Here is a 12638-nt window from a genome sequence, read left to right on the forward strand (position 1 = left end):
TCCAGGTTCAGGCCGCGGCCGCAGGGCCGGCGTCGCCGGTCTCGTCGTGCATCTCGCCTTCGAGGTGGGCGCTGTCGCTCCAGCCCACCAGCGAAAAGCCGCCTGGCGTGTAGAGCAGGCGGTTGATGCTGGCATTGCCCAGCTGCCAGGTGCGTGCGCCTTGCAGGTCGATGTGCGCGGCGGCGCGGTACAGGCAGTCGAGCACGCCGCCGTGGGCCACCATCGCGATGGTCTGGCCCGGGTGGCGGGACGCCAGCCGGGTGGCGACGTCGACGCAGCGCAGGTAGAAGTCGCGCAGGGTTTCGCCGCCTTCGGGGCCGAACTCCGGGTCGCGCTTGCGCCAGCGCTGGCTCAGTTCGGGCCAGCGCTCCTCGATCTCCTTGAAGGTCTGGCCTTCGAAGACGCCGAAGCCGCGCTCGCGCAGCCCGCGCTCGACGAGCACCGGCACGCCGATGGCGTCGGACACCGCCCGCGCCGTCTCGTGGGCCCGGCCGAGGTCGCTGGCATACAGCACCGAGATGCCTTCGTCGGCCAGCGCGCGCCCGAGCCTGCGCGCCTGCCAGCGCCCCAGTTCGTTGAGCGGCACATCGAGCTGCCCCTGGATGCGCGAGTCCACGTTCCAGGCGGTTTCGCCATGCCGCAGAGCGAACACGCGTGTCGGCTCGACCGAGGCGCCGCCTCCCGCGGCATGCTCGGTCGCATGTTCTTGTCGGTCCAACATCAAAGACTGCTTGTGGCTGGTGAAAGGAAGTTCAGGCGATCCGCCGGTTGAGCGTGTAGGTGCCCGAGTAGCGGGCCTCGGCCAGCACGTGGCCGCGCAGGGCTTCGCGCACCTGTGCGCCGGTGAAGGCGCCATCGACGGCCAGCCGCGGTACGTCGAGTGCGTAGAGCGTGAAGACGTAGTGGTGGACGATGGAGTCGTTGAACGGCGGGAACGGGCCGTCGTAGCCGAAGTACTGGCCGGCCATTTCGGTGTCGCCGCCGAACCAGCCGGTGTAGTCGTTCAGGCCGTGCCGCGCGCCGTGCAGCGTTTCGGGGCCGGACTTGCCTCGGGCGGTGAAGCCGCGGCTGAACTCGCCCTCGTCGATGCTGCGCAGCACCGGCGGCAGGTCCACCATCACCCAGTGGAAGAAGTCCACCCGCGGCAGGTCGGCCGGCACTTCGCGGTCGGCGCGGTTCACGTCGTCGCCCCGGCTGGGCACGTCGGGGTCGTGGCAGATGAGCGCGAAGCTCGCAGTGCCCGCAGGCACGTCGCTCCAGGCGAACTGCGGATTCAGGTTGTCTGAAAAGGTGACGGTGGCCGAAGCGTCGGGCTTGCCCGCGGCGTAACGGGCGGGAATGCGCTGGCCTTCGGCCCAGCCGGTGCTGGTGAGTTTCATGCGGCCTCTCCTCTTTCCGATGGGTGAGCGGGTCTAGACGCCCCAGACGATGTCGTGCCCGTCGCGCTCGGCCAGCTTCATCATCTCGACCAGCGGCCAGGCGCGCTGGCGCAGCGTGATGCCGCGCGGCGGCGGCGTCTGGCCGTTGGCGCGCGCTTCCTCGTCGATGCGCCGGGCCTCGGCTTCGTCGGCGGCGATGGCGGCCTCGACGGCCTTCATGGCTGCGGGCATGTCGGCCACTTCGATGATGCCCTTGGCTGCCGGCTCCTTGCCGATGGCTCCGAGGATGCGATCGCCGGTGGGGCCCAGCATGATCACGTCGCCGGCGGCCTTGGACTTGAACTTGTAGATCATCGGTACATGTAGCCGCGGTTGAAGGGGTAGGCCGATTGTGCGCCCCGCATCGTGCCGGTGGCCAGCTGTCCGTCGGGCCGCGACGCCAGCATCTGGTGCAGCGAGATCCAGCCCTGCTCGAAGCTCATCGCGCAGCCGGCGAGGTAGAGCCGGTAGGCGCGCACGACCGATTCGCGGGTGAACTGGCGTGCACGCGGCAGGTGGGCCTCCAGCGCGTCGCTCCAGGCCCACAGCGTGCGGGCGTAGTGGGGCCGCAGGTTCTCGACGTCGACCCCCTCGAGGCCGGACTCGCCCATGGCCTGCAGCACGCGCGACACGTGCACCAGCTCGCCGCCGGGGAAGATGTAGCGGTCGATGAAGTCGCCCATGCCGGCGCCGAGCTGTGCGTTGCGCACGCCGCCGGCGGTGATGCCGTGGTTCATCACCATCCCGCCCGGCCTGAGCAGGCGGCGTATCTTCTCGAAGTAGCCCGGCAGTTGCGCCAGGCCCACGTGCTCGAACATGCCCACCGAGGCGATCCGGTCGTAGGGTGCGTCCTCCGGGATCTCGCGGTAGTCGCGCAGCTCCATGCGCACCCGGCCCTGCAGGCCCTTTTCGGCGATGAGCCGGTTCACGTAGGCATGCTGGTTCTTCGACAGCGTGACGCCATGCGCCTGCACGCCGTAGTGTTCGGCCGCCCACAGCAGCAGCGCGCCCCAGCCGGCGCCGATGTCGAGGAAGCGGTCACCCGGCTGCAGCATCAGCTTTCGGCAGATGTGATCGAGCTTGGCCTCCTGCGCCTGCGCGAGCGTCATCCCGGCGTCGGCGAAGTAGGCGCACGAGTACACGCGTCGCGGGTCGAGCCACAGCGCATAGAACTCGTCGGACACGTCGTAGTGGAACTGGATCTGCTGCGCATCGCGCTCCCGGGTATGGCGCGCCAGCGACTTGCCGTGGCGCATCAGCCCTTGCCACCAGCCCAGCACGCCGCGCGGTGCGCCGTGGTGGCGCGGGTCGGCCGGCAGCAGCGCCGCGGCGGTGGCCATCAGGTCGCGCATGGAGCCGTCGAGTTCGAGTCGGCCTTCGACGTAGGCCTCGGCGAGCCGGCCTATTTCGCCGCCGGCCAGCTGAGCCAGCAGCCGGTGGTCGCGTACCGACAGGGTGAGCCGCGGTTGTGCATGCCCGAGCCGCTGCCCTCCCGGCAGGACCAGCGCCGCCGGCACCGGCAGTGCCGACAGCTTGGACGTCACGATCGCATTGAGAGCCGACATGGAGCAGGGCCTCCTCGAACGCCAACGGTGGGTGAGCAACTCTACCGAAAGAGCGCCAAGCAAGCAGCGTTCCGTTCCCAATCGTTGCGATTGGCGTCCAAATGTCGTGCAGCTAGCGTTCGATCCGGGTGGACAGCACGATGGCCGAGGTGGTGCGCTCCACCCCCTCGAGCGCGCCGATGTGGTCGATCAGCGAGTCGAGCTCGCCGATGGAAGGTTCGGCCACCACCGCCAGCAGGTCGAAGGCACCGCTCACCGAATGCAGGCTGCGCACTGCGACGATCTTGCGCAAGGCCGCCTCGATGGCGCCGGCCTGCTTGGGCGCCACGGTGATCATCACGTGGGCCCGCACCAGCGCAGCCTCGATCTCGTCGGCCACCTTGACGGTGTAGCCGGTGATCACCCGGGCACGCTCCAGCCGCTCGATGCGGCTTTGCACCGTGGTGCGCGACAGCCCCAGCCGGCGCGCCAGCTCGGCGGTGGGGCTGCGGGCGTTCTCGCGCAGGAGGCCGAGCAGCGCCCGGTCGGTGTCATCCAGCGAATTCGTCATTCTGTTGAAAACACTTCGGCAGTTTGCCGAAGTATCCCCGTGCTTTCGTCGAATGTCGAGCTGCGTTCTGCACAACCTACGCACAGAATTTGCCCCATTCGCCATGCGGCGGACAACAACTGCTCGGAGACGCACATGAAATCCATCCTCCTGCTCGGCGGCGGCAAGATCGGCTCGGTGGTCGGTGACCTGCTGGCCCATGCGACCACGGGCGGCCGGCCCGACTACCAGGTGACGGTGGCCGACCGCTCGGAGGCGCTGCTGGCCGGGCTGCCCCGGCATCCCCAGCTCAACACCCTGGTGCTCGACGTCAACGATGCGGCGCTGCTGCGCACCGCATTGCGCGGCCGCTTTGCGGTGCTCTCTGCGCTGCCCTACATGCTGACGCTGCAGGTGGCCCGCGCCGCACGCGAGCTGGGCGTCCACTACCTCGACCTCACCGAGGACGTGGCCGCCACCCGGGGCATCCGCGAGCTGGCCGAAGGCGCCGGCACGGCGTTCATCCCGCAATGCGGCCTGGCCCCGGGCTTCATCTCGATCGTGGCGCACGACCTCGCCCGGCGCTTCGATTCGCTCGACTCGGTGCGCATGCGCGTCGGCGCCCTGCCCGCCTACCCCAGCAACGCGCTGAACTACAACCTGACGTGGAGCACCGAGGGCGTCATCAACGAATACTGCGAGCCCTGCGAAGCCATCGTCGATGGCCGGCCCACCGAAGTGCCGGCGCTCGAGGAGCGCGAGGAGTTTTCGCTGGACGGCGTGCTGTACGAGGCCTTCAACACCTCGGGCGGCCTGGGCACCCTGTGCGAAACCCTCGAGGGCCGGGTTCGCACGCTGAACTACCGCACCATCCGCTACCCCGGCCACGCCGCGATCATGAAGGCGCTGCTGAACGACCTGCGCCTGCGCGACCGCCGCGCGCTCCTCAAGGACATCCTCGAGAACGCCGTGCCCGCGACGATGCAGGACGTGGTGATCGTCTTCGTGACGGTGAGCGGCACCCGCGCGGACGAAAGCGGCCAGCCGCGCTTCCTGCAGGACACCTACGCCCGCAAGATCTACAGCCACACGCTGCACGGCACGATGCGCAGCGCCATCCAGATCACCACCGCCTCGAGCCTCGCGGCGATGCTGGACCTGCTCGCGCAGGGCCAGCTGCCGCAGCAGGGCTTCGTGCGGCAGGAGGAGGTGTCGCTCGACACCTTCCTGGCCAACCGGTTCGGCCAGGTGTACGGCACGCAGGCGCTGGCCCAGGCCGCCTGAAGCGGCGCTAAGGCGCGGCCGGCTGTGCTTCGTGCCCGGCCGCCGCCGGGGCGCCTTCGGCCGGGCCCGAAGAGGCCTGACCCGCGCCGAAGCCGAGGTCGTGCAGCAGCGGCCGGGCAAGCTGCCAGAGCGACAAGCCCTGCGCCACCCACCGCACCGGCCGTCGCCAGCCGAACCGCCACAAGGTCCCGATCAGCAGGCAGGCCGCCGCCGCGAAGGCGATGCGCCGTACCCACGGCGCCCGCACCCAGGCCATGGCCCGTGCCGGCGCCGAATGCATGGCGTCCCCCTGCAGGTCGGCCAGCGCCGTCTGCACGCGCAGCCGCGACACCGCGAATCGCAGCCGCAGCAGCTCGCGCTTCAACTCCAGGTCGCCGGGCTCGCCGCGAAGGTCAATGGCGTGGGTCATAGGCGGGCTCCCTTGGGGGCTCGGTCGTGACGTGCGGCGGCGGGCCGTCGTGGCCGTTGCGCTGCTGCTGGCCTTCGACCGCTGCAGGCCCCTCAGCGGCAGCTGCAGGCGGCTCGACCATGGCACGCAGCCACAGCATGTCTTCGCTTGCGACTTCCGCGAGCAGGCTGCGCGGCGTTTCCTGCCGCCAGGCATGCCACAGTGCGCCGGCTCCGGCGAACGCAGGCAGCACGAACAACAACCACGCCCATCCGCTGGGCCATGCCTGGTGCCATGCCGACAACACGGCCAGGCCCACGCCGGCGATCAGCCCGGCATGCAGCAGCAGCAGGCCGGCGGCTGCCCACAAGGCGCGCCGCAGCCAATGGACCTTCCACTCCTGCACGGCCTGGGCGGCCGCGTCGCCGTAGAGGGCGGCATGCCCGACCACGGCGGCCAGCAACTCCTTCAGCGAGCCGAGGATCTCGCCCATGCGCGCTCCTTGTGCTTGTTCTTGGCGGGGTCGAGCGCGGACGGACTCACTGGTCGGTGTGGTGGTTGTGATAGCTGCGCGACAGCAGGATGCCGATCGCGGCGCCGGCCAGCAGCGCCGCCACCACCGACTGCAGCGGCCGGTCGCGCACCACGTCGCGGGCCTTCTCGGCGCCGTGCATGGCCTGGTCGCGCGCGCGCAGGCCCACGTCCTGCACCGAGTGCGTCAGGTTGGAGGCGCGCTCCTTCAGGGTGGCCAGGAGGTCCTTCACCTCGGCCGAGGCCGCAGGGCCGATCTTGCGCACCAGCGCTTCGATGTCGTGAGCGATCTCGCTCGCCGACACGCGCGTCTGCTCGGCCACGCCCTGGGCGCCGCGGCTGGCGGCGGCAGAAACGTCCTGCATCGTGCTACGGGCCTCGTCGACCAGGCCGCGGACGTTGCTGCCGGTGGCAGCCGTGGCGCCATTGCCGGCGGCGGTGGATGTTGTCGGGTTCATGTGGCACTCCTACCAAGGTTGTTGAGTAACGACATGCGGGCCGTTGACGATCGGCCCCGCAGGGAAGGCGGCCGTCACCGGCCGCCGCAGCTAGCCCTTCTTGATGAGGCTCAGGACGAAGGTCACGACGGCCATGACCACGAAGATGAAGAACAGGATCTGAGCGATACCGGCAGCACCGGCGGCAATGCCGCCGAAGCCGAACACGGCGGCGATCAGCGCAATCACAAAGAACACAACGGCGTAATGCAGCATGGCGAACTCCTTGAAGTCAGCACGGCTCGGTTGGGCCGACAGCATCAATCTAGGCAGATCGCTCATCGCAGTCCTTAAGCCATTGCCTCAGCCGCGCGTAGTGAGCGGCTGACAGCGTTGTCAGCGCCGGCTGACAACCCTGCCTTTGCCTCGCGTGTCAGCGCAAGCCGACGCGGCATCGGGAAGCAGCCCGCTCGGGCATCTGCATGCCGTCCGACGCCGCCCGGCTGCGTGGGAGCCTAGGCTTTGTGCGTCAGCGCAGGAGACACCTTTCGCGAACGCGAAGGGTCGCGCTGCAGACAACTCGTGTCAACGGATGAAAGGATTAACCATGAACTGGGATCGTGTCGAAGGCAACTGGCAGCAGTTCAAGGGCAAGCTCCGCGAGAAGTGGGGCGAGCTGACCGACGACGACATCGACGTCATCGATGGCCGTCGCGAGCAGCTGCAGGGGAAGATCCAGGAGCGCTACGGCAAGCAGCGTGACGAAGCAGAGCGCGACGTCGACGACTGGCTGAAAACCCTGCATTGAGCGGCTCCACCGCTCCAAAGAAAGGAAAGGGCCCTGCGGGCCCTTTCCTGCTTTCACCCCAGCAGCGGCGCAGGCTGCTGCGGCTTCGGAGCGTCGGTGGCGGGTTCGCGTGGCGCCACGCCCCACGCCGCCGGCGGGTTGCCGGCCTGGCCGACCTCCGCGTCGGTGGCGGGAAGTATCACCTCGACCAGCGTCCCGCGGCCGGGCCGGCTGCGGATGCTCAACTGGCCGCGCAGGGCCAGCGCGCGATGGCGCATGCCGGCCAGGCCATGGGCGCCGCTGCGCACCGCCGTGGCCGGATCGAAGCCCACACCGTCGTCGTGCACGCGCAGCACCGTGTCGGTCGGCCGCGCATCGAGCTCGATATGGATGTGCTTCGCCTTCGAGTACTTCTCGACGTTGGTGAGCGCCTCCTGCACGATGCGGTACAGCGCAATGCCGGCCTGCGGATCCACCCGCACGGCCGGGTCGAGCCGCGCCTCGACGTCGAGCCCGCTGCGCTCGGCAAAGTCGTCGGCCAGGTTCTGCAGCGCGGCCACCAGGCCCAAGTGGTTCAGGATCGACGGACGCAGGTCCTCGATGATGCGGCGCTTGAGCTGGATCCCCTGGGTGAGCGTGTCGGCCAGCTGCTTGATGCGTTCCTGGCTGGACGGCGGAGCCTGCTTCAGCTCCATGCGCAGCGCGGTGAGGTCGAGCTTGGCGGCCGTGAGCAATGCGCCCAGCTCGTCATGCAGTTCGCGGGCGAGCTTGGCACGTTCGTCCTCGCGCACGCGCTGCAGGTGGATGGCCAGCTCGGTGAGGTCGGCGGTGCGGCGCTCCACCTCGCTTTCGAGCTTGGCGCGCTCCAGCTCGATGAGCTTGGCCTCATGCTCCTTCTCGGCGGCCATGCGGCCGTAGTACTGGGCGTAGTAGAAGAACGTGAGCAGGCTGAGCGCGGTGGTCACCGCCACGCCCAGGCGCACCCACAGCGCCTGGCGCAGCCACTGGTTGCGGGTGCCTGTGTCCTCGCTGCGCTGGAGCTCGCTCAGATCGGCGACCGTCTTGCGGATCTGCTCCATGCGCTGGCGGCCGATGTCGGACTCCACCACCGCCCGGGTGGCGTCGATCATGCCGTCGCGCCGCAACCTCACGGTGATGTCCATTTCAGTGATCTTCGCGTTGACGTTGCGGCCCAGCGCCGAGATCACCTTCACCATTTGCGGGTCGGCGTGGTAGTTGTCGCGCAGTGAATCGAGCAGCCTGGGGATCGACTCCATCGCCTTGCGGTACGGGTCGAGGTATTTGGCATCGCCGGTCAGCAGGTACCCCCGCGAGCCGGTCTCGGCGTCGACCAGCAACGTGAGCAGTTGCTGCAGGTTGGCCTTCTGCTTGTCGTTCACCTCCACCGCGGTGAAGCTCTGCTTGAGTTCGCTGTACCCCATCTCCGAGACAGCGAGCACCAGCAGCGACACCACGGCGCAGATGAACGCGCCCAGTGACTGCTTGGAGTGGAACAGCGGCAGACGGCGCACGTCGCGGAACAAGCCTTTGATCATCCGGGGGACTCTCCTCTTCCGGCACCAGGGAGCAGGTGCGGCGGCCACAGTCTGCACCGTGCGCTGCTCCTCTACAAGGCAAATGCCGTGCGTTGTCGGAGTGGTCTTACAAGAACCCGCCTCCTTCTCTGGCAGCGCCGGACCCTTGCGCTCCCTACAGTTAGCCCACGAGATCGCGAATGCGAAAGGCCACAAGACAAGGAGTTGCCATGGAACGCTGTCTGGTCCTCTTGCTGACCTGCTTTGCCTTCGGGGCGCTGACAGGCTGCAACACGATCGAAGGCGCGGGCAAGGACGTCGAGAAGGTCGGGGAGAAGGTCCAGGGCGCCGCCCAGGACGCCAAGAAATAAAGAAAGGTTGTGACCGGTCCGGGCCGCAAGCCCTGCGCTCCGCCCCTCCCCCCAGGGTGGCCCGGACCGGCACTCCGCTCCACGACGAGATCAATTCATGAACACCCCCTCTTCAACATTGGCCGTCGAAAAGCCGAGCCAGTTCGTCATGGACTTGCAGGCGATACGGGACAGGGCCCGCCGCCATGTCGAAGAAGGTGCCATGACATCCAGCTACCAGGCCGACCGCGAGACGGTGCTGCATCTGCTGAACGACGCGCTGGCCACCGAGTGGGTCTGCGTGCTGCGCTACAAGGCGCACTACTTCGTCGCGCAAGGCATCGATGCCGAGGCGGTGAAGGCCGAGTTCAAGCAGCACGCGCTCGAAGAGGAAGCCCACGCCGACCGGATCGCCGAGCGCATCGTGCAGCTGGGCGGCGTACCGGAGCTGGCGCCCGACGGCCTGGCCAAGCGCTCGCATGCCGACTACGCGGTGGGGCCGGACCTCAAGACGATGATCAAGGAAGATCTGATCGCCGAGCGCATTGCGATCGAGAGCTACACCGAAATGATCCGCTACCTGGCCGACCGCGATCCGACCACGCGGCGCATGATGGAAGAGATCCTGGCCCAGGAAGAGGAACACGCCGAGGAGTTGTCGAGCCTGCTGGTTTGACGAGCCCCCTGGGCACACAATCGCGGCGGTGCAGCGGGTGATTCCGGGCACCGCTTTTTTCTTTTTGTTCGTTGTTGAGCGCGCAGCAAGATGATCAACGTAGCCATCGCCGACGACCACGGCATCGTGCGAGCCGGCTTCAAGCAGTTCATATCGGCGCAGGTCGACATGCGGGTGGTGGCCGAGGCCGCCAGCGGCCGCGAGGCGCTCGACCTCGCCCGCAAGCAGGCGTGCGATGTGCTGCTGCTCGACATCTCGATGCCCGACCAGAACGGCATCGACATCCTGCGGGCCATCCGGCTGGCGCAGCCGGACCTGCCGGTGCTCATGCTTTCGAGCTTCCCGGCCGACAAGTACGCCACCACCATCCTGAAGATGGGCGCCAACGGCTACCTGTCGAAAGACTGCGAGCCCGACGAGCTGATCGACGCCATTCGCGTGGTGTCGCGCGGGCGCAGCTACATCAGCCCCCAGGTGGGCGAGCTGCTGGCCCGCGGGCTCAACAAGGTGGGCGATGCGCCGCCGCATGAAGGCCTGTCGGACCGGGAGCTGCAGGTGTTCCTGCGGCTGGCCAAGGGCGAGACGGTGTCGGAGATCGCCGAGGCGCTGTTCGTGAGCATCAAGACGGTGAGCACCTACCGGGCTCGCGTGCTCGAGAAGCTCAACCTGCGCACCAACAGCGACCTGACCTACTACGCGCTGCAGCACGGACTCATTCAATAGTCCGGTCCGGTCGCCGGCGGTCCTTCACTGGGTGGTGTGCTTCGGCTGCTCGGCGATGTAGTCGAGCAGCTCCTCGATCTGGGACGACTTGTCGAAGAAGGCGTCGGCACCCAGGCCCAGGCAGATGGCACGAACGCGCGGCGACCCGTGGTTGGTGAGCACCACGCGTCGCGTGCCGTTCATGCGGGACGCCGGCTGCGACTGCAGCGCCTTCAGGATGCCGAAGCCCGAGCCTTCGCGCAGGTCCAGGTCGATGACGGCCAGGTCGAAGGGTTGGTCCTGCATCCAGGCCAGCGCATCGAGTTCGCTGTCGTAGCAGGCCACCACGCGGCAGTCGTCCACCGCTTCGATCATGGCAATGAGGCGAGCCCGGATGGCGAGTGAATCCTCGACCAGCACGACGCGCAAACCTTCTTTAGCAGCTGTCCCGTCCACCACACCGACTCTTTCGCCCAAGGCTCCATCACTCGCCTGAATCGTAGATGGCGGGCGAATGCTTGGCGATCGGTGGCCAACGTTGCTTGGTGTCGGATAAGTCCTACAGCAGCTTTTTCCACCTCGTGGCCCGGGCGGGTCGCGGGTGTCCCGGAAAGTGCGGCTGCGCGTTGCATAGCGGCACTCATCGTGCCCACAGCGACCGCCACCACCGCGCCAGCCGGGCCCAGGCCCCGGCCTCACCGGGGGGTTCGGCGCCCCCCGCGTTCGGGGGGGGCCCTGCGTATCGCTCCCGCAACGCCGCGTTGAACGCATCGAAGAAGTCGGCGGCCATCTTCTGTGCCGCCATGTCCACCAGCCGCGAGCCGACCTGCGCGATCCGCCCGCCCACCTGCGCGTCGGCGTCGTAGTGCAGCACCGTCTCGCGCGGGCCCCTCGGTTCGAGACGTACCGCGGCCTTGCCCTTGCCGAAGCCGGCGGCGCCGCCCTGCCCTTCGAACTGCAGCGTGTACGACTCGGGCGGCTGCTGGTCGGCCAGCTTGAGCCGGCCCTTGAAGCGCGCCTTCACCGGCCCGATGGCCGCGGTGAGCGCGAGCGCGTATTCGTCCTGCCCGTCGGGCGTGATCGATTCGCAGCCCGGAATGGCGGTCTGCAGCAGCGTGGTGTCGTTGAGCGCGTCCCAGGCCTGTTGCTGTGAGACCGGGAGCACTTGCTGGCTGGTGATCTGCATGGTGGTGTGGGTTGGAGTGCAGGAGAGTCTTCAACGAAGCGGCTTCGCGATGCCGTGGCCGCCCAGCAGCCGCGCGAGCTGCTCCAGGCTGGCGAGGTTGTGCGCGGGCACGAATTGGTCGACATGGGGCAGCATGGCCCGGATGCCCGCGGCGCGGGGCTCGAAACCCGCATAACGCAGCAGCGGGTTGAGCCACACCAGCTGCCGGCAGCTCTTGTGCAGGCGCTCCATCTCGAAGCGCAGCGGCGCGGTGTCGCCGTGTTCGAGGCCGTCGGTGACCAGCAGCACGGTGCTGCGCCCTGCCGATAGCACCCGCCGCGCCCACACCCGGTTGAACTCCCGCAGGCATTCGGTGATGCGCGTGCCGCCCGACCAGTCCGGCACCGCCTGCGTCACCTGAGCCACTGCCACGTCCGGGTCGCGCGTGCGCAGCAGGCGGGTGGTGTGGGTGAGGCGGGTGCCGAACACGAAGCTGAACACCCGCACGTCGGCGGCCGGCCCCTGGAGCGCGAGCGCGTGCGCGAAGTGCAGCAGCAGACGCGAGTAGCGGCTCATCGAACCGGAGATGTCGGCCAGCACCACCAGCGGCGCGTGGCGTTCGCGCGGCGCACGCCAACGCACGTCCCACAGCTCGCCGCCGTGCCGCGCCATCGCCTGCAGCGTGGCCCGCCAGTCGGGGCGCCGCGCCTGCGCGGCCGGGCGCATGCGCCGTGTGGGCAGCCGCTCGAAGAACGGCCGCAGCTGCGCGACGGCTCTCTTGGCCTGCTGCCATTCGGCCGCGCTCATGGTTTCGAAGTCGGCATGGCGCAGCACCTCGCGGTCGCTCCAGGTCATCTCGGCCTGGAGATCGAGCTGTTCATGTCGTGGCGGCGGCGCGCCGGCCGGCGACGGCCGCGGCGGGAACAGGGCGTCGGCCAGGCGGCGGTTCTCGGGCGGTGGCCTTGCGGCGGCGGCGCGGCCCTCGACGCGCGGCAGCAGCATGGCCATCATGCGGCCCAGCAGGTCCGGGTCGCGCCAGAAGATGTGGAAGGCCTGGTCGAACAGGGCGCGGTGCTCGGCCCGGGCGATGAGGCAGGCCAGCAAGGCATCGTGGAAGTCGCGGCGGCTTTCCAGCCCGGCCACCTGCAGCGCCTGCAGCGCGAGCTGGATGCGGTCGGTGCCGATCGGAAGGCCGGCGGTCCTGAGCACCCTCGCGAAATGGAGGACGTTCTCGGCCAGGCGGCCCGGGGGCTGTGGCGGCTGGTGCATCG

At 68.7% G+C, this 12638-nt stretch carries 18 protein-coding genes; 5 read left to right on the plus strand and 13 right to left on the minus strand.

Going from position 1 to position 12638, the window contains the following annotated elements:
- Positions 1-7: 7 nt before the first annotated feature.
- From E8D38_RS05060 to E8D38_RS05080, 5 genes are all read right to left on the minus strand, one after another.
- On the minus strand, positions 8-721 hold the full coding sequence (locus E8D38_RS05060; protein ID WP_140626630.1) for a histidine phosphatase family protein: 714 nt from the start codon (positions 719-721) through the stop codon (positions 8-10).
- A gap of 31 nt (positions 722-752) precedes the next feature.
- Positions 753-1379: a YbhB/YbcL family Raf kinase inhibitor-like protein gene (locus E8D38_RS05065; protein ID WP_140626631.1), complete on the minus strand. Its 627-nt coding sequence runs from the start codon at positions 1377-1379 to the stop codon at positions 753-755.
- 33 nt (positions 1380-1412) lie between these two features.
- Positions 1413-1733, minus strand: coding sequence for a DUF1840 domain-containing protein (locus E8D38_RS05070; protein WP_140626632.1), 321 nt, complete (start codon positions 1731-1733; stop codon positions 1413-1415).
- Complete coding sequence (locus tag E8D38_RS05075; RefSeq protein ID WP_140626633.1) at positions 1730-2983, minus strand: class I SAM-dependent methyltransferase; 1254 nt, start codon at positions 2981-2983, stop codon at positions 1730-1732. Before E8D38_RS05075 ends, E8D38_RS05070 begins: the two co-directional genes overlap by 4 nt.
- A 112-nt stretch (positions 2984-3095) precedes the next feature.
- A complete protein-coding gene (locus tag E8D38_RS05080) occupies positions 3096-3533 on the minus strand; it encodes an Lrp/AsnC family transcriptional regulator (RefSeq protein WP_140626634.1) in 438 nt (145 codons plus the stop codon).
- A gap of 135 nt (positions 3534-3668) precedes the next feature.
- On the opposite strand from E8D38_RS05080, the gene E8D38_RS05085 reads away from it, so the two are divergent.
- The gene (locus E8D38_RS05085; protein WP_140626635.1) at positions 3669-4796 is read left to right on the plus strand and encodes a saccharopine dehydrogenase family protein; all 1128 of its coding nucleotides are present in this window, start codon (positions 3669-3671) and stop codon (positions 4794-4796) included.
- Positions 4797-4803: 7 nt separating this feature from the next.
- On the opposite strand, the gene E8D38_RS05090 is transcribed toward E8D38_RS05085, so the two are convergent.
- From E8D38_RS05090 to E8D38_RS05105, 4 genes are all read right to left on the minus strand, one after another.
- Complete coding sequence (locus E8D38_RS05090; RefSeq protein ID WP_140626636.1) at positions 4804-5205, minus strand: hypothetical protein; 402 nt, start codon at positions 5203-5205, stop codon at positions 4804-4806.
- Positions 5189-5677, minus strand: a complete 489-nt coding sequence (locus tag E8D38_RS05095; RefSeq protein WP_140626637.1) for a hypothetical protein — start codon at positions 5675-5677, stop codon at positions 5189-5191. Before E8D38_RS05095 ends, E8D38_RS05090 begins: the two co-directional genes overlap by 17 nt.
- Positions 5678-5723: 46 nt before the next feature.
- Positions 5724-6173 (minus strand): AvrE-family type 3 secretion system effector, encoded by a 450-nt coding sequence (locus E8D38_RS05100; RefSeq protein ID WP_140626638.1) that lies wholly within the window; start codon positions 6171-6173, stop codon positions 5724-5726.
- Between the two features lie 90 nt (positions 6174-6263).
- Complete coding sequence (locus E8D38_RS05105; protein ID WP_140626734.1) at positions 6264-6428, minus strand: DUF1328 domain-containing protein; 165 nt, start codon at positions 6426-6428, stop codon at positions 6264-6266.
- A 331-nt stretch (positions 6429-6759) separates the two neighbouring features.
- Between E8D38_RS05105 and E8D38_RS05110 the strand changes: the two genes are divergently transcribed.
- Positions 6760-6960 (plus strand): CsbD family protein, encoded by a 201-nt coding sequence (locus tag E8D38_RS05110; RefSeq protein ID WP_140626639.1) that lies wholly within the window; start codon positions 6760-6762, stop codon positions 6958-6960.
- A gap of 53 nt (positions 6961-7013) precedes the next feature.
- Here E8D38_RS05110 and E8D38_RS05115 read toward each other — a convergent pair whose 3' ends face one another.
- Entirely contained in the window at positions 7014-8495 is a 1482-nt protein-coding gene (locus tag E8D38_RS05115) for a CHASE3 domain-containing protein (RefSeq protein WP_140626640.1), read from the minus strand.
- A 209-nt stretch (positions 8496-8704) separates the two neighbouring features.
- Here E8D38_RS05115 and E8D38_RS05120 point away from each other — a divergent pair, with 209 nt between their 5' ends.
- The 3 genes from E8D38_RS05120 (at position 8705) to E8D38_RS05130 (ending at position 10223) form a co-directional block, all read left to right on the plus strand.
- Positions 8705-8845 carry an entericidin A/B family lipoprotein gene (locus E8D38_RS05120; RefSeq protein WP_140626641.1) on the plus strand — a complete coding sequence of 47 codons (141 nt, stop codon included), beginning with the start codon at positions 8705-8707 and terminating at the stop codon, positions 8843-8845.
- Between the two features lie 148 nt (positions 8846-8993).
- Positions 8994-9500 carry a ferritin-like domain-containing protein gene (locus tag E8D38_RS05125; protein ID WP_425462751.1) on the plus strand — a complete coding sequence of 169 codons (507 nt, stop codon included), beginning with the start codon at positions 8994-8996 and terminating at the stop codon, positions 9498-9500.
- A gap of 90 nt (positions 9501-9590) precedes the next feature.
- Positions 9591-10223: a response regulator gene (locus tag E8D38_RS05130; RefSeq protein ID WP_140626643.1), complete on the plus strand. Its 633-nt coding sequence runs from the start codon at positions 9591-9593 to the stop codon at positions 10221-10223.
- Between the two features lie 24 nt (positions 10224-10247).
- Here E8D38_RS05130 and E8D38_RS28190 read toward each other — a convergent pair whose 3' ends face one another.
- From E8D38_RS28190 to E8D38_RS05145, 3 genes are all read right to left on the minus strand, one after another.
- A complete protein-coding gene (locus E8D38_RS28190) occupies positions 10248-10658 on the minus strand; it encodes a response regulator (RefSeq protein WP_181178932.1) in 411 nt (136 codons plus the stop codon).
- A 184-nt stretch (positions 10659-10842) separates the two neighbouring features.
- Positions 10843-11388: an SRPBCC family protein gene (locus E8D38_RS05140; protein WP_140626645.1), complete on the minus strand. Its 546-nt coding sequence runs from the start codon at positions 11386-11388 to the stop codon at positions 10843-10845.
- Between the two features lie 30 nt (positions 11389-11418).
- Complete coding sequence (locus E8D38_RS05145) at positions 11419-12636, minus strand: vWA domain-containing protein (protein WP_140626646.1); 1218 nt, start codon at positions 12634-12636, stop codon at positions 11419-11421.
- Between the last annotated feature and the right edge of the window lie 2 nt (positions 12637-12638).

This window comes from Methylibium rhizosphaerae, assembly GCF_006386545.1.
In the GTDB taxonomy this organism is placed as follows: Bacteria; Pseudomonadota; Gammaproteobacteria; order Burkholderiales; family Burkholderiaceae_C; genus Pseudorivibacter; species Pseudorivibacter rhizosphaerae.

What these genes read in the sequence shown, in the direction of transcription:
- E8D38_RS05060 (WP_140626630.1), bottom strand. Translation starts at nt 721, where the DNA reads ATGTTGGACCGACAAGAACATGCGACCGAGCATGCCGCGGGAGGCGGC.
- E8D38_RS05065 (WP_140626631.1), bottom strand. Translation starts at nt 1,379, where the DNA reads ATGAAACTCACCAGCACCGGCTGGGCCGAAGGCCAGCGCATTCCCGCC.
- E8D38_RS05070 (WP_140626632.1), bottom strand. Translation starts at nt 1,733, where the DNA reads ATGATCTACAAGTTCAAGTCCAAGGCCGCCGGCGACGTGATCATGCTG.
- E8D38_RS05075 (WP_140626633.1), bottom strand. Translation starts at nt 2,983, where the DNA reads ATGTCGGCTCTCAATGCGATCGTGACGTCCAAGCTGTCGGCACTGCCG.
- E8D38_RS05080 (WP_140626634.1), bottom strand. Translation starts at nt 3,533, where the DNA reads ATGACGAATTCGCTGGATGACACCGACCGGGCGCTGCTCGGCCTCCTG.
- E8D38_RS05085 (WP_140626635.1), top strand. Translation starts at nt 3,669, where the DNA reads ATGAAATCCATCCTCCTGCTCGGCGGCGGCAAGATCGGCTCGGTGGTC.
- E8D38_RS05090 (WP_140626636.1), bottom strand. Translation starts at nt 5,205, where the DNA reads ATGACCCACGCCATTGACCTTCGCGGCGAGCCCGGCGACCTGGAGTTG.
- E8D38_RS05095 (WP_140626637.1), bottom strand. Translation starts at nt 5,677, where the DNA reads ATGGGCGAGATCCTCGGCTCGCTGAAGGAGTTGCTGGCCGCCGTGGTC.
- E8D38_RS05100 (WP_140626638.1), bottom strand. Translation starts at nt 6,173, where the DNA reads ATGAACCCGACAACATCCACCGCCGCCGGCAATGGCGCCACGGCTGCC.
- E8D38_RS05105 (WP_140626734.1), bottom strand. Translation starts at nt 6,428, where the DNA reads ATGCTGCATTACGCCGTTGTGTTCTTTGTGATTGCGCTGATCGCCGCC.
- E8D38_RS05110 (WP_140626639.1), top strand. Translation starts at nt 6,760, where the DNA reads ATGAACTGGGATCGTGTCGAAGGCAACTGGCAGCAGTTCAAGGGCAAG.
- E8D38_RS05115 (WP_140626640.1), bottom strand. Translation starts at nt 8,495, where the DNA reads ATGATCAAAGGCTTGTTCCGCGACGTGCGCCGTCTGCCGCTGTTCCAC.
- E8D38_RS05120 (WP_140626641.1), top strand. Translation starts at nt 8,705, where the DNA reads ATGGAACGCTGTCTGGTCCTCTTGCTGACCTGCTTTGCCTTCGGGGCG.
- E8D38_RS05125 (WP_425462751.1), top strand. Translation starts at nt 8,994, where the DNA reads ATGGACTTGCAGGCGATACGGGACAGGGCCCGCCGCCATGTCGAAGAA.
- E8D38_RS05130 (WP_140626643.1), top strand. Translation starts at nt 9,591, where the DNA reads ATGATCAACGTAGCCATCGCCGACGACCACGGCATCGTGCGAGCCGGC.
- E8D38_RS05140 (WP_140626645.1), bottom strand. Translation starts at nt 11,388, where the DNA reads ATGCAGATCACCAGCCAGCAAGTGCTCCCGGTCTCACAGCAACAGGCC.
- E8D38_RS05145 (WP_140626646.1), bottom strand. Translation starts at nt 12,636, where the DNA reads ATGCACCAGCCGCCACAGCCCCCGGGCCGCCTGGCCGAGAACGTCCTC.